The organism is Treponema sp. HNW (assembly GCF_050320395.1).
Lineage (GTDB): Bacteria > Spirochaetota > Spirochaetia > Treponematales > Treponemataceae > Treponema_C.
On sequence record NZ_CP144459.1, the window covers coordinates 1,927,666 to 1,941,490 of the forward strand.

The 13,825-nt window shown below is 45.0% G+C and carries 14 protein-coding genes; 2 read left to right on the plus strand and 12 right to left on the minus strand.

The genetic code is table 11. From position 1 onward, the window contains the following. Nucleotides 1-78 precede the first annotated feature (78 nt). From ftsY to cas2, 4 genes are all read right to left on the minus strand, one after another. Nucleotides 79-951: a signal recognition particle-docking protein FtsY gene (gene ftsY / locus V1L52_RS08890; protein ID WP_428768882.1), complete on the minus strand. Its 873-nt coding sequence runs from the start codon at nucleotides 949-951 to the stop codon at nucleotides 79-81. Nucleotides 952-961: 10 nt separating this feature from the next. Then, complete coding sequence (locus tag V1L52_RS08895) at nucleotides 962-2,497, minus strand: hypothetical protein (RefSeq protein ID WP_428768884.1); 1,536 nt, start codon at nucleotides 2,495-2,497, stop codon at nucleotides 962-964. Further along, a protein-coding gene (gene prfB, locus V1L52_RS08900; RefSeq protein WP_428768886.1) for a peptide chain release factor 2 occupies nucleotides 2,494-3,622 on the minus strand; the annotation gives its coding sequence in 2 pieces (ribosomal slippage) (nucleotides 2,494-3,552 and nucleotides 3,554-3,622; 1,128 coding nt in all). The genes V1L52_RS08895 and prfB overlap by 4 nt, the downstream gene beginning before the upstream one ends. A gap of 60 nt (nucleotides 3,623-3,682) precedes the next feature. Next, nucleotides 3,683-3,967, minus strand: a complete 285-nt coding sequence (cas2, locus tag V1L52_RS08905; protein ID WP_428768888.1) for a CRISPR-associated endonuclease Cas2 — start codon at nucleotides 3,965-3,967, stop codon at nucleotides 3,683-3,685. Between the two features lie 63 nt (nucleotides 3,968-4,030). Here cas2 and V1L52_RS08910 point away from each other — a divergent pair, with 63 nt between their 5' ends. After that, nucleotides 4,031-5,041, plus strand: a complete 1,011-nt coding sequence (locus V1L52_RS08910) for a tetratricopeptide repeat protein (protein ID WP_428768890.1) — start codon at nucleotides 4,031-4,033, stop codon at nucleotides 5,039-5,041. On the opposite strand, the gene V1L52_RS08915 is transcribed toward V1L52_RS08910, so the two are convergent. The 6 genes from V1L52_RS08915 to V1L52_RS08940 all read right to left on the minus strand — a co-directional run bounded on the left by V1L52_RS08915 (nucleotide 5,026) and on the right by V1L52_RS08940 (nucleotide 11,934). After that, nucleotides 5,026-7,080 (minus strand): tetratricopeptide repeat protein, encoded by a 2,055-nt coding sequence (locus V1L52_RS08915; RefSeq protein WP_428768892.1) that lies wholly within the window; start codon nucleotides 7,078-7,080, stop codon nucleotides 5,026-5,028. The genes V1L52_RS08910 and V1L52_RS08915 overlap by 16 nt on opposite strands. 29 nt (nucleotides 7,081-7,109) lie before the next feature. Further along, a complete protein-coding gene (locus V1L52_RS08920) occupies nucleotides 7,110-7,928 on the minus strand; it encodes a hemolysin family protein (RefSeq protein ID WP_428768894.1) in 819 nt (272 codons plus the stop codon). Beyond that, on the minus strand, nucleotides 7,925-8,407 hold the full coding sequence (gene ybeY / locus V1L52_RS08925; RefSeq protein ID WP_428771818.1) for an rRNA maturation RNase YbeY: 483 nt from the start codon (nucleotides 8,405-8,407) through the stop codon (nucleotides 7,925-7,927). Before ybeY ends, V1L52_RS08920 begins: the two co-directional genes overlap by 4 nt. Continuing rightward, on the minus strand, nucleotides 8,397-10,073 hold the full coding sequence (locus tag V1L52_RS08930) for an HD family phosphohydrolase (RefSeq protein ID WP_428768895.1): 1,677 nt from the start codon (nucleotides 10,071-10,073) through the stop codon (nucleotides 8,397-8,399). Before V1L52_RS08930 ends, ybeY begins: the two co-directional genes overlap by 11 nt. Continuing rightward, complete coding sequence (locus V1L52_RS08935; RefSeq protein WP_428768897.1) at nucleotides 10,057-11,022, minus strand: PhoH family protein; 966 nt, start codon at nucleotides 11,020-11,022, stop codon at nucleotides 10,057-10,059. The genes V1L52_RS08930 and V1L52_RS08935 overlap by 17 nt, the downstream gene beginning before the upstream one ends. Before the next feature lie 387 nt (nucleotides 11,023-11,409). After that, the gene (locus tag V1L52_RS08940; protein ID WP_428768899.1) at nucleotides 11,410-11,934 is read right to left on the minus strand and encodes an Ig-like domain-containing protein; all 525 of its coding nucleotides are present in this window, start codon (nucleotides 11,932-11,934) and stop codon (nucleotides 11,410-11,412) included. Between the two features lie 19 nt (nucleotides 11,935-11,953). On the opposite strand from V1L52_RS08940, the gene V1L52_RS08945 reads away from it, so the two are divergent. After that, nucleotides 11,954-12,235 (plus strand): hypothetical protein, encoded by a 282-nt coding sequence (locus tag V1L52_RS08945; RefSeq protein WP_428768901.1) that lies wholly within the window; start codon nucleotides 11,954-11,956, stop codon nucleotides 12,233-12,235. Nucleotides 12,236-12,279: 44 nt separating this feature from the next. On the opposite strand, the gene V1L52_RS08950 is transcribed toward V1L52_RS08945, so the two are convergent. Further along, entirely contained in the window at nucleotides 12,280-13,152 is an 873-nt protein-coding gene (locus V1L52_RS08950) for an Rpn family recombination-promoting nuclease/putative transposase (protein WP_428768903.1), read from the minus strand. 247 nt (nucleotides 13,153-13,399) lie between these two features. After that, on the minus strand, nucleotides 13,400-13,714 hold the full coding sequence (locus V1L52_RS08955; protein WP_428768905.1) for a hypothetical protein: 315 nt from the start codon (nucleotides 13,712-13,714) through the stop codon (nucleotides 13,400-13,402). Nucleotides 13,715-13,825 lie beyond the last annotated feature (111 nt).

Here is a 13,825-nt window from a genome sequence, read left to right on the forward strand (position 1 = left end):
TAAAAAAGCATAAAAAAACGACAAAGTCCGAAAAACGCGAACGCAAAACACAGCGGTACCCTTAACCAGGCGTTCAGCTTATTCGGCTAAAAAGTCGGCGGCAAAACGCTGCGCGTCGACCCTTTGTATGTCGGTATATTTTTCCCCCGAACCGATAAAGGCAAGAGGAATACCCAATTCTTTTCCGACCGAAAAAATGCAGCCGCCCTTGGCGCTTGAATCGTACTTACTTAAAAACACGGCATCTATTCCCACAGCTTCATGAAAGGCTTCGGCTTGGCGAAAGGCATTTTGTCCGGTAGTACTGTCGAGTACAAGCAGTTTTTTATAGGCGAGCGGACTTGCCTTTGCCGCGGCGATGCGGTCTATTTTTTGCAATTCCCGCACAAGGTTTTCTTTATTGTGAAGTCGTCCTGCCGTATCGGCTATCACAAGACCGCTTCCCTTTGAGTTCAGGGCTTCGGCCGCATCGAATACAACCGCGGCGGGGTCTCCTCCGTGCTTATGAGAGATAACCCGCACTCCCAGATTTTCTCCGTGAATGCATAACTGTTCAACCGCGGCGGCACGGAAGGTATCGGCGGCAGCCATAATAACCGTATCGATTCCTTCCTTCCGATAAAAATCTGCCAGTTTTGCGACGGAGGTGGTTTTTCCGGCCCCGTTTACACCGAGAACCATATAAATATTTACCGCCGAAGGATCGGGGTTTAATTCGACCGTTTTAAGAGATTCGCAGAGAATCTTTTGCAGTATGCTGCGCACTTCGGCTTGAGATGAAATCTTTAAGCTTTTGCAGCGTTTTTCAAGCTCTTCGGTTAATTCAAAGGCGGTTTTTCCCGCGATATCGCCTTCGATTAAAATATCGCTTAAATCTTCAAAAAAAGCTCCATCGGTGAAACTCTTAGAGGAAAATAAATCTTTTAATTTTGAAATAAATTGTGCTGCCATATCAATCCCGTTATTTTATATTTTTTTCGGGAACAATTTTTTCGGGCAAAACGGAATTTGCCGCATGCAAATATAAACCGAGCTGTACTAAAAAATTGATTCCCAATCCTGCCGATATACCCGCCGCAGTATAGTAGGCGGTTTGCCACTTTTCCAAATCGTTTCGAATATTATTACCGCGTGCCCATGAATTATATTCGTCAATATGCTTTCCGAACAACACAAAGCTTACCGGCAGGGATACGATAAACGCGGCATAAGAGTTATACATTATTTTCCGCTTTGTTTCAATGCCGGAAGATTCGCGGCCCTGCTTTACCGGAAGGTTGAACGCGGGCATACCTGTATTCACCGGTTTTGTGAGTAAAAAAGCTCTTCTCAAACCATCCCCGAACTGCAATTCGGCTAAAACGGGAAAACCGTTTACGGTAAAAACACGCGAATCGGCACCGCTTTTATCGGAATCGGGAAATACCGGAAGGCCGTTAAAAAACAGGCTGTGTCCTAAAGGCGCATCCGATTTTATGTTGAGGGGAATATGATTTTGTCTTTCCGGACTGACCGAAACGTAAAAATCGTCCGAACCTGAAAAATCGTAGACAAAGGATGCTCCCTTATAGCCTTCGGCTTCAACATAGAGGTCATGAATACCGCCGCGTATATCGGCCCAAAAGGAAGTTCCCTCCTTTGTAAGGTTCAAAAGGCGGCCGTCAAGACGCACCGACATTTTTTCGGATGCTTCGCGGGGATGTATATCGAAAAAGAGGCGGACCTTTTTTGTGTTTTGCAGGGCAAATTCAAGACGGGATGCAAGGGCGGCGGCAAGGGCATCAAGATTTTCTATAGTGTCGGTTTCGCTTATCTTTAGAGCTTCAATTCCTCCCGGATATAAAATAAGGAAAACGTCGGCCTTGATATAAGAGCCTGAACGCATCACACGCCCGGTAATAAGTGCATTTATATCTTCGGGTTCTCCGTTTTGCACGGCTTGAGACGCGGTTTTTTTATCGGAGACATCCGGATACAATTGCGCCGCATCTTTTTTCCACACCGTAATCGTTTCGCGGCTTGTTTTAAAATCGGTTACATTCAAAACAGAGGTTTCTTTTTGATTTGCTTCCAACCTGCCGCGCAGGTTTTGTATATCTTTTTCTTTTGCCGCAATATTTTCGTAAAGCTTCCGTTCCGCCGCATCCGAGGCAATAAGCTTATCGCGCTCATAAACGGCTTTTTCAAGACTCTCATATAAGCTGCGCCTTTCTTTTAATAACTCTCTTTTACGGCGCCGGTATAATTCTTCGGGAAGGACGTTACGGATTCCCGCATCCGAAGCGCGTTCCAAAATAAGACGGGGTAAAAGTGAGCCTATTTTTTCCCCCTCGGCTCCCTCGGCCGAAGAAGCATAGGGGGAAAAAACGGCATTTTCTTCTTCAAAATTAAAAGCCCGGGCCGCTACCGTCCATTGAAGCGCAGCGGAGGCCGTATGTACGGATAAAAAAATTAAAAGCAGCACCGGCACAAAGGCCGATGCTCCCGTTTTTTTCACTGCTCGTCTTCTCCTTCGCTTATCGGAAGCCCCTTCCATTTTGCCGCCAAATAAGACTCTATAAAGGGGTCTATGTCGCCGTCCATTACCGCTTGAATATTACCCATCTCGTGTCTGGTACGCAAGTCTTTCACCATTGTATAAGGCTGGAAAACATAGGAGCGGATTTGACTGCCCCATGCAATATCCTTTTTTTCCTGAGCGAATTTTGCGTTTTCTTTTTCTTTTTCCTGCCGGTAATGCTCATACAGCCGGGCTTTGAGCATGTTCATGGCGGTTGCCCGGTTCATCGTTTGGCTTCGTTCCGTTTGGCAGGCAACCACGATTCCCGTCGGGATATGGGTAAAGCGCACCGCAGAATCGGTTTTATTGACATGCTGGCCCCCGGCCCCGCCGGCGCGGTAGGTATCGACACGTAAATCTTCGGGCTTTATTTCGACTTCTATACTTTCGTCCAAAACGGGAAATACATAGACCGAAGAAAAAGAGGTGTGGCGGCGCGCATTCGAATCAAAGGGGCTGATGCGTACCAGACGGTGAACGCCCGCCTCCGATTTTAAATAACCGTATACATAATCGCCCGAAATCTGCAGAGTAACCGATTTTATACCCCCTTCGGCTTCAAGGCGGTCGAGGGTTTCAACCTTATAGCCGCGCCTTTCGGCCCAGCGTATATACATACGGCACAGCATTTGCGCCCAATCGCAGGCTTCGGTACCGCCGGCCCCCGCGTGAATGCTTAAAAAGGCGCTGTTTTTATCCACTTCGTCGGACAAGAGATTGAGTATACTGTATTTTTCGTAATCCGCCTTTGCAGATTCGTAGAGTTCTCCGATTTCCGTTTCCAGCTCCGCATCGCCGGATTCTTCGGCCAATTCGTACAAAGCGTCCAAGTCTTCGGTTGTTTTAACCAAATCGCGCCAGGGATTTATTTTGTTTTTGAGCAATTTTATTTCGGATAAAACCTTTTCGGCCTTTGAGGGGTCGTTCCAAAAATCGCTCTCACCGGTAAGAGCTTCCTTTGCCTCGATGTGTTTTTCTACCGTTTCGACGTCAAAGACGCCCCCAAACATCGAGGATATCGGCTTTCAACGAAGCGATGGGCATTTTAAAATCTTCAAGCATTTGTGTTCCTTACATTACACCTGTTCGACAACTTTAGTTTCACAACAGGTCTATTATTTTTTATGAATCGGCTTGGGGCCGCAAAATACAACGACTCCATTTTTTTTTGTTCAGTTCCGTAATTGCAGGCAAACCCTTTACCGGGTATTGATACATGCGAACGCGGTCATAATAATCCGTAATCCGGTCTATATCTTTTTTCAGCGTATGAAGGCGTTTTTCGGATACGGCCGTATTTTCCCAGCATGCACGCTGAACGCGCACAAAACCGTACTGAGAAAGTAAGGATGCAAGCGACCGGGACGAGTCCAACCCTCCGGGATCCAAAACCACGGAAACAAACATATATACAGCATAATTGAAAGTTCACATCTTGTCAAACAGTAATTTTTAGAGCATTATATAGTTATGAAAAGAACGGCTCTTTTATGCATGATGATGTTCGGCGTTTTGTATGCGCAAAATTCGCAAAAAACGGTGCGGACGGTTGTATCGGATATTTCGGTACAAGCTTCCGAAAGGGCGATTGTATTGACTTGGAGCATCAAGCCCGATGCAGTCCCCCATATAAAGGAACTGTGTATCTTGCGCTCTTTTGAACGTATATCTTCAATTCCGAGAGAAATCCGGGCTTTCGAAGAGGCTTCCGCAAACTCGAACATGTACAAGGAGGACAAAAGCCTTCTGCGTATAGGTGCGGTGCCGCCAGAAACAACCGAATACACGGACACCGATACCGAGCCGAACAAAACATATTACTACGCGGTAGCCGCAGTCACCGCATCCGGCGATGTGTATGACTTGATTGTTCCGGCCCTAAACGCCAGTGTAAGAGGAGTTTCACCCAAGGACAGCCGGGCTGCAGGGCAAAAACAAAGAGAAAGCCTCCCGGACTATGTAAACGAAAAGCAAAAAACGGAGGAAGAGATGTCTCCCGTACCGGAAAAAACTCCCGAAATAATACGCGGAAAACCGCTTGCCTCTTTGCGTATTTTTCCGGAAACCCCTCCTGCCCGAGTTCAAAAGACAGGCGAACGGGTACAAAAAAAGGCGGAAAATGCAATCGGTAACGGGGCCGGCCATAGAGAAAAAGAGGCCGATATTTTGCCCGGCGATACAAGCGATAGGGGTATGAGCGGAGACGACTACAGCCTTTTTGTCATTGTAGACAGCCTTGTTAAAACAAAAAAATGGAATGAAGCGGAAACCGAATTAAAGCGCTTTTTGCAGATAAACAGAAGCGAAGAAGCGGCCGCACGCGCATACTTTTATTTGGGGCAAAGCCTCTACTTTAACGGAAACTACCGGGAAGCCCTCGCCTGCTTTCAAAATTCGCGTGTATTGTATCCTGTTTTATCCAAGAGGTGGAGCACCGAAACCCTGGACGCCTATCGTATTGAAGGTCATCTAATCGATTGAATTAAATCGTATAAAACCGATTTCCGTTTTTCGACCTCTACGGGCGGCGCTTCATCCTTTGATTTCTTTTTCTTTTCTTTTTTCACGGTTTCGGCCGCCGGCGCTTCCGCTTTAACAACCGGAACAGCGTCGTCTCCTAAGGCGAGCAAATCGTAAAAACCGTTTTGTTTGAATTCTCCCTGAGAAATGTCTTCTCCGACCGCCGTCAAAGTAAGGCTTCCTATACGTTTTTTTTCATCGTATTTTAAATCAAGGCTGCTTCCGTCAAAGCCGGTATCGCCCGTTTTATACACGTCGAAAACCTGTTCGTCAACCGCACCGTCTTTGCGGCCGTAATCGATTAACACGAGCGAACCGCGCCGGGCGATAATTTTCGCCTTGTGCGGCAATACCGAAGTCAAGTCATCGCGGATTTTTTGTAAGGCCGAAGCAAGCCTGTCGTTGCCGGTACGATACACATCCGTCGAATGCAGTTTATTGCCGCTTGCAGCCGAATACAAATCAAATCGTATATTGATACCGCGTTCTTCTTCCGTAAGGTCCATGAGGGCGAAAAAATCGAAGCCGCGCGTACGCGCATCTTTAAAGGCCTCGGCATAGGAAGATACCGCAGGGCCCATGTGCCGCACCGATACGAATTGATTCGCATTAAAAATATCGGCAAGAAGCCCCGCACTTACGGACACGGCATTTTGATGATACAGCGAAAAATCTTCGGTTAAGGTGTATAAACCGGTTTTCCAGCGGGTTTTATCAAGATAAAACGGCTTTATTCCCCATTGCAACGGTAGGGTGTTTTGTAAAAGCGAAGTATAGGATTCTATAATATCTTCAACACGCTTGTCCGCCCTTTGCTGGTCCTTTAAAAAAACGAGCTGAGAAAGGTAGGATTCCGAAAGTCCCTTATTCAGTAAAAGGCGGGCATAGGCAAGGCGTGCTTCGACATTGAGCGGCTGTATGCGCAAAGCCCGCTGATATTCATACAGAGCATGCACGGCCGTAAATTTTTCCATATAAGCTTCAGCCTTATCGATATGGTAGGCCGCCCAGTTTTCACGCCTTTTATCCTCAAGTTCAACCGCATCGAAGACAAGCAGTTCAAAGGCCGCACGCATTATTTCATCCTGCGGGTCGCGGCTTAAACCGGTTTGCCAGGCACTTAACGCTTTTTCGTTTTCTCCGAGAGCCGCCAGGGAAAGGCCCTTTAAATACCAGGCGGAAACGGATGAAGCGTTTTTTGCAATACGAAAATCGCAGATATCGGCCGTTTCGGCATAACGTTTTTGCGCAAATAAAATATCGGCAAGCAGTTTATAGGCCTTGTCGTAATTTCCGTCGAGTAGGACGGCCGTCCGTATAAGGGATTCGGCTTCGGCTAAGTTACCCTCCTTTGCGGCCAAATAACCTGCAAAATAGTACACTTCCGCCTTTCCGTTGTGCGTACGAAGGGCTTCGCGAATGTACAGACGGGACTGTTCGGTTTTTCCCTGCCGCTCCGCAATGAGGGCTAAAGAAATAAGCGCTTTTTTATTTTTGGATTCGCGCTTTAAAGCATCGAGAAAATATTGTTCCGCCGTTGACAATTTACCGTCAAAGAGGTCGAGGCGGGCAAGACCGAAACGGGCTTCGACATCATTCGGGAAACGGTTCAGCACTTCGCTGAAAATAGAGCGCGCCTCCTCCAATTTATGAAGCCCTATAAGGGCAAAGCCCTTTAAGTTTAAAATATCGGTTCGGTTTTTTATATATTTCGATGCACTGTCGCAGTACTTTACGGTTAAATCGTACTGTTCCAACTCGTAGGAGCATTCGGCAAGGGCAAACCATGCCTCGGCATACGAAGGATTTTTATTTAAGGCTTCCTGATACAGTTCAAGAGCGGCATACCAATCTTCGCGTGCCTGATAATCCCGGGCACGCTTATATAAGTCGGAAGCCGTCATATCCGCATTACGCACGGAGGTATTTTGTGCGCTCGAAACCGCCGTACACAAGAGCGTGCATATAAGCACAAAAAGAATGTTGTGTTTTTTTTTCATACCGCCTTCCCTCCCGAAAACAACGGATGCTAGGCGCTTTCCGTTTCGGTATGTTTTATAATTTTAATTTGATTTACCCTGTGCCCGTCCATATCCTGGACGATAAAATCATAATTATTCCACGACGCTTTTTCGTACTTTACCGGAATTTTTCCCAGCAGGTCGAACACAAAGCCTCCCAAGGTATCGAATTCTTCATTCGGAAAATTCGATTCGATTGTTTCGTTTAAATCGTCCAAATTCGCGCGGGCATCGCAGAGCCACATGTTTTCGTTCAGCTGTAAAATATCTTCACACTCGTTGTCGAATTCATCCTGAATATCGCCGACAATCTCTTCAATAATATCTTCCATACAGACAATGCCGGATATACCGCCGTATTCATCGATTGCAACGGCAATATGCACGTGACGGCGTTTAAACTCGCGCAAAAGGGAGTCAATTCGTTTGGATTCGGGAACAAAAAAAGCTTTGCGGATAATTTTTTCCAAATCGACCGCTTCTTTTTTTGCAAATGCCGTAATCAAATCCTTTACATACAGAATACCGACTACATTGTCTATGGAATCTACATAGACGGGAAAACGGGAATGCCCGCTGCCGGCGATTTTTTCCAATAATTCATTTTCGGGCGTTGAAATCGATAAAAAATCCACATCGATGCGCGGAATCATCACTTCTTTAACCGAAGTTTCGGCAAGCTCTTCTATACCGCGGATCATATCGCGCTTTTCTTCGTTTAAGATATCGTCCTGTTCGCGGCCGGCGGAATTACCGTTCGGTTGTTGATTTTTGTGATTTTGAGTATCCTCACCGTTTTTTTTGAGCCATTTTTTAAACAAAGTCATAACCGTTCCTCAATGATAGCATGGGATGCAAAATCGGTCAAAATGTTTTCCTGCAAAGCAATCATTTCGCCGTATTCGGTATCTCCCATGTGATTTTCGCCGTGATCCATACCCTCCAAATGCAGGATACCATGAATCAATAAGCGTTTCAATTCTTCGTTCGGACAAACATTAAAATCGGCCGCATTTTTGAACAAAAACTCAAGACTGATAACAATATCGCCGGCTGCATAGCGTTCTTCGCCGTCTTCATCGGTATAGAGGCTGCCCAGTTCAAAACTGAGCACATCGGTCGGCGCATCAATACCGCGAAATTCGCGATTTAAAGAACGGATTCGCTCATCTGAGCAAAAAAGAACGGAGAGTTCCCAATTATCGTGTCCTCTTTTTTCCAAAACTTTGCCGATAAAATCTTCGGCACGGTTAAGCCAAGACGGAGAATCGGTATCTTCAACGGAAATTAAAAGCTTATTTTTCATGTGCATCGGATTTTTCTTTTTCATCGCTGTCCGGATCTTTTTGATTGGGATATTCGATACGCGAATGATAATAGCCTGCAAGAATATTTACAAAACACTCGCGGATAATATCGAGCTCATTAAAGGTTAAGGCGGCCCTGTCAAGCTGGCCCGTTTCGTATTTGGTCATAATCAGGCGGCGTATGAATTTTTCGAGACGCGGCACCGAAGGGTTTTCCAGAGTGCGACAGGCGGCTTCCACCGTATCGGCAATCATCACAACCGCAGCTTCTTTGGAAGCCGGAGGGCTTCCCCAATACGAAAACTCTTCTTCGGAAACCGATTCGTCCTGCTGTTTTGCCGTATTGAAAAAATATGCAATCAAACTGTTGCCGTGATGCTGGGCGATAATGTCGATAACTTCCTGAGGAAGCCGCATTTGACGGGCACGTTCGACACCCTTTTTAACGTGATTACGTATTACGGAAACCGAAAGACGCGGATTTATTTCATCGTGCTTATTGCCCTCGCGCTGATTTTCCACAAAATATTCGGGCTGTTCAAGTTTTCCCAAATCGTGGTAGTAAGCGCCCACACGCGCAAGAAGTCCGTTCGCGCCGATGGAAGCGCAGGCGTTTTCGGACAGGGTTGCAACGAGCATGGAGTGATTATAGGTGCCCGGCGCGGCAATAAGCATACGCTTCATAATCGGATTATTGAGGTCGGATAAATCCATGAGTCTGAAAACGGAAGCGGTATTCAATAAAAGTTCAAGCGGTGTTAAAAAACCGAGGGCTAAAATACCCGACATAAAGCCGTTAAAGGCAACCGCAAGACCGTTTAACAGGGAATCGTCGAGGGGGCTTCCGTATACGATTTCGAGGGTAAATAAAAGCACCCAGTTTAATAAACTCAGCACCAAAGAGGCGACAATCAAATTGATTCTTTTATCCAGTTTGCGCACAATGCGTGCCGCCGACATTCCCGAACAAAGTACAAAGACGGCGGGAGCGGTATTAAAATTCGAGCCGTATAAAACGGCAAAAAAGAGAAGAAAGGCAAAATACATTGCAAGGCGCTCTTCAAAAAGCATTGCGACAAGCATGACAAAAAATGTGGCGGGAATAATAAAGGGAAGCGTAAAGGGGTCGGAAAAGGCCGGCAGTTTTCGGCCGAAGACAACCGCGGCATAGACGATAACGAACATAATTCCCAAACAGATAATTTCTTTTAATTTTATATCCCTGCCTAAAAAAAACGGAGAAAAAAGCAAAAACATAAGGGCGCTTAAGAGTATAAAAAACAAAAAAGCGTTACCCAAGGCCCTTGTATTGATATAAGCGGGCGTTTCGGCCATTTTTTTAAGTTTGTCGTAACGTTCCTGCGTGATGGGAAAACCCTTTTTAATAATTTCTTCGCCCTTTTGTACCGAAACGGGATGAAGTTCGGTCGGCTCAAGATTCTTTTTTGCAATTATCGTACGGTCGGAGATTTGATCGACTTGATAACCCGAAAGGGCAAAAGAAAAAACCGTTTCCGACGTCGCTATGTCGAAAAAAGAAACGGCCATAACCGTTAAAAAAACAAGTATAAATACCGTATAAAAAGGGTATTTTGTTTTTATGCGGGACATCAATTCGGTACCGAATTTTTTAGCGGATGTCCCCGTGCTATTCGTATTTTTCATAAGCTTGTATAATCCGTTTGACCAACGCGTTGCGCACCACATCCGAAGAATCGGTATGCAGGATGCGTATTCCTTTTATATCCTGCAAAATTTGAAGCGCGTGCTTTAAGCCGGATTCGGTGCGTTTCGGCAAGTCTATTTGAGTAATATCGCCGGTAATGAATACCTTTGAGCCTTCTCCCATGCGGGTTAAAAACATTTTCATTTGCTGGCGGGTCGTATTTTGCGCTTCATCCAAAATAACGACTGCATCAGAAAGGGTTCTGCCGCGCATATAGGCAAGCGGGGCAATTTCTATAAGACCTGCTTCAATCAATTTTCGTATAAAGTCCTTGGAAACAAAGGCTTCCATGGCATCGTAGAGGGGGCGAAGATAGGGGCTGATTTTTTGCTCCAAATCGCCGGGAAGATAGCCCAAACTTTCTCCGGCCTCCACAACGGGACGGGTTAAAACGATTTTCGATTTTTTACGCGACAAAAGCAGATTTAAGGCTTCGGCAACCATAATGTAGGTTTTTCCCGAACCGGCAGGTCCTATGCAAAAGACCATATCGGCCGTACGCATTGCCTGCACCAATTCCGCCTGATTTTTGCTCTTCGGGTAGAGTTTGCGCTCGGTTCCGGGAATATGAATACTTGTTTTCGTAAAAAAATCGTGCAAATCTTCGCGCGAAAGAGCTTCTCTTTCGGGTTTGACATTTAAAATCGAATACACCATGTGATTGTCGGCGTCGTTTCCGCTGACAACCTCATCGACAATGCGGTCTATAATGTATTTAAAACGCTCCCGGATATGAGGGTCGCTTTCGGACACCGAAAGTTCGTTTCCGCGCGTAAAAACGGAAACTCCCAGATGTTCTTCGATGAGACGTAAATTGCAATCATTCGTTCCGCACAACCGCGATAATACATCGGTATCCGGAACTACAATCGTATAAGCAGAATCCACTATAGTAAATAGTATATATACAAGCGTTTTCAGTCAAGTAGAGGGGTAAAAAAGCGGGATACGTGAATCGGAAACATACACGGCAATGATAGTACCTGCGCCGTCAAAAGCTGCCCTCCTACAAGGTTATACCGTGCCGGTATATGTTTCCGTCTTTACGGATTGCCAAATCTATTGCTTTTTCCGAATGCAAAGTATTTTTAATTACGGATTACTGTTTTTTCCTGCGTAACTTTTAACACAATATCAGACCATTTTCGGTTTTTGGCTTTTGCAATATATTTATCCGTTTTTTTAAGTCAACCAAAAAAGTTTGCTTTATTTCGGGATTGCTTACTCGGAAGTGACGGTGATTTCCGTAGTGCCGTCTTTATAAGCCTGTATAACTCAGTCGCTTCCTATCCGTACAATCGAATTAGCTTTGGGAAAAAATGTGCATTCTTTGTTTGTTGCATCGGAAGGCTTCGCTTCTATGTTTAATTTAAAGGTGCCGCCGATTGTCAAAGATTGGGGAAAAGGCAAATCGCTGCGAAGTCTCGTTACCGCAACGGGCTGCGGAACAACCTTTACCGCAAGCTTTTTTGTAATATTGTTTGCGGCACTGAGTGTAATTTTAACATCGCCCTCTTTGTGCGCCTTAATGACCCCGTCATCACCGACCGACGCAATCTCGGTATCGGCTGAAAAAAAGGTCAGCTTTTTGTTTGCCGCATTGACAGGCAAAACGAAGGCTTCTATTTTAAAGATACCGTCTTTTACAATGGATATTGTTCCGCTTGCGGAAGTCACCGCGATAGCATGTACCGGCACTTGGGCATCTTTTTTTTCGGTATTTTGCACAAGATTATTTGTACAGGCCGAAAGAAAAAGAAGCGATAAGGCGGTAATATTTATAAATAATGTGTTTTTCATACTATGCTATACACTTTATTTGATTTTAAATCAAATAAACGGAAAAAATAAATCTGCAAAAAGGGTATGGAACGGTTTGACAGAGGCAAACCGTTTGCCTCTGTCAAACTTGAAGCATAAAAACTCACAGGACGTGAGTTTTTATGCCCGTACACGGACGTGCATAAAAGCTGAAAGTAAAGAGTTTTGTGCTCCGCACAAAACTTGGATTAAAAAGGAAACAGGATGTTCCCTTTTTAAACATGTTAACACATTTTTTCATATAAAACAAGTTTTACAGGAAAAATGTGAAAAAAAATGAATAAAATTACACAATAGCACGGAAGTCGTGTTATTTCACTTTTTTTATAAGTTCGCGATTTCGGCTTCGGAAAGACCGGTTCCTTCAGCTATCTTAGCAATATCAAAACCAAGCCGTTTAAAAGCCGCCGCCGTTTCAAGTGCTTTTTGGCGGGCACCTTGAGACAAGCCTTTTTCAAGTCCGATAGCCCCACTTTCTTCTCTTTGAACCGCTATATCGGTTGCATAATCGTATTCTGCCAACAACATATTCATTACCTCCCGTGATTTGCGTTCCAAGTACTCTTTAAGTATATCATTATTTATACATTCCTGTACAGCTTTTTCAAAGCCTTTCTTTCTATCCAGCTTGAGGTGTTTTCGCACCGTCTCTACAAACAGACTGTATTCCGAAAGCGGTCTACACTGCTCAAGAATTGTATGTGCTTTATTGCGATTGATATTCACCACTTCAACGGTAAGTTCAAGGTTCGGCTGTGAGCCGGCCGTCATAAAGGCGTCGGAAAGTTTTAGTATCTTCCGTTTGGGGAAATCTTCTTCACCGTTGTAAAAGACATAGAATTCGGGTGTAGGAATTTTAACCAAACGGCGCAAATACTTATCGCGCGGATTTTGGATTTGTTCATACAGGCGGGCTACATACTCCAAAAAGCGAAACGGCATGTTTTCGTTTATAGTGGACTGATGCTCGGCAAGTACGATGACTTTATTATCCACAAGAAAAGACACATCGTTATAAAAGTTCATGTACAGGATTTGCTCCAGCCTGATATGACGCAGCTCGCAGTCAAGCGTTAATTCCGTTTCGTGCAGCGCGTTGTATAAACTGATAAAATTTGACTTTGCCGACTTGTCCGCTCCGAATAAGTCGGCAAACACCGAGTCCTTATACGTCCGCTTGGGATTAGCCTCTGTCATACTTCACCTCTCCTATACTGTTTTACAAGTGAACCACACCGAAATAGCTCCATTTTTACAAGTGAACACATTTTCAAATGTGTGAACCTAAAGCCGATTATCCACGATGTTTTGGACGGTAAAATACCGCACGTAAAACATCCTGTTTCAAATCCTGCACACGGATGAGCAGGAAAGCCGTTAGTAATCAGTTTTGAGCTATGCTCAAAACTGGAGTTCAAAACCGCACAGGGCGTGCGGTAAAGCTTTATGTAATCAGTTTTGCGCTGAATAAACTCAATGTGTCGGTGAATACGACCTTATCTTTTAATGTGAGCACATTTTCAAATGTGCGAACCAAAAACCGATTATCCGCGATGTTTTTGGCGGGCATAATGCCGCACATAAAACATCTTGTTTCAAATCCTGTACACGGATGTGCATAAAAGCCGTTAGTAATCGGTTTCGGGCTTCGCCCGAAACCGGGATTCAAAACCGCACAGGACGTGCGGTTTTGAAACAAACTCGATGTTGAAGCGAGCGGCGTTATTTCCACCGCTCGCTTCAACCCTGTGCTTGCCACTTTCTCCGAAAATCGTTACAATATTAGAATAATTTTATCACATAATTGCGCGGGTGTTTTAAAACCGAACAGGTAGGAGGCCGCGTTTAGTGAATATGCCGGGAGAGGACG

Bases quoted from the DNA above. Each gene is read 5' to 3' on its own strand.
- ftsY (WP_428768882.1), bottom strand. From the start codon at position 951: ATGGCAGCACAATTTATTTCAAAATTAAAAGATTTATTTTCCTCTAAG.
- cas2 (WP_428768888.1), bottom strand. From the start codon at position 3,967: ATGTTTGTTTCCGTGGTTTTGGATCCCGGAGGGTTGGACTCGTCCCGG.
- ybeY (WP_428771818.1), bottom strand. From the start codon at position 8,407: ATGAAAAATAAGCTTTTAATTTCCGTTGAAGATACCGATTCTCCGTCT.
- V1L52_RS08915 (WP_428768892.1), bottom strand. From the start codon at position 7,080: ATGAAAAAAAAACACAACATTCTTTTTGTGCTTATATGCACGCTCTTG.
- V1L52_RS08910 (WP_428768890.1), top strand. From the start codon at position 4,031: ATGAAAAGAACGGCTCTTTTATGCATGATGATGTTCGGCGTTTTGTAT.
- V1L52_RS08930 (WP_428768895.1), bottom strand. From the start codon at position 10,073: ATGAAAAATACGAATAGCACGGGGACATCCGCTAAAAAATTCGGTACC.
- V1L52_RS08920 (WP_428768894.1), bottom strand. From the start codon at position 7,928: ATGACTTTGTTTAAAAAATGGCTCAAAAAAAACGGTGAGGATACTCAA.
- V1L52_RS08950 (WP_428768903.1), bottom strand. From the start codon at position 13,152: ATGACAGAGGCTAATCCCAAGCGGACGTATAAGGACTCGGTGTTTGCC.
- V1L52_RS08940 (WP_428768899.1), bottom strand. From the start codon at position 11,934: ATGAAAAACACATTATTTATAAATATTACCGCCTTATCGCTTCTTTTT.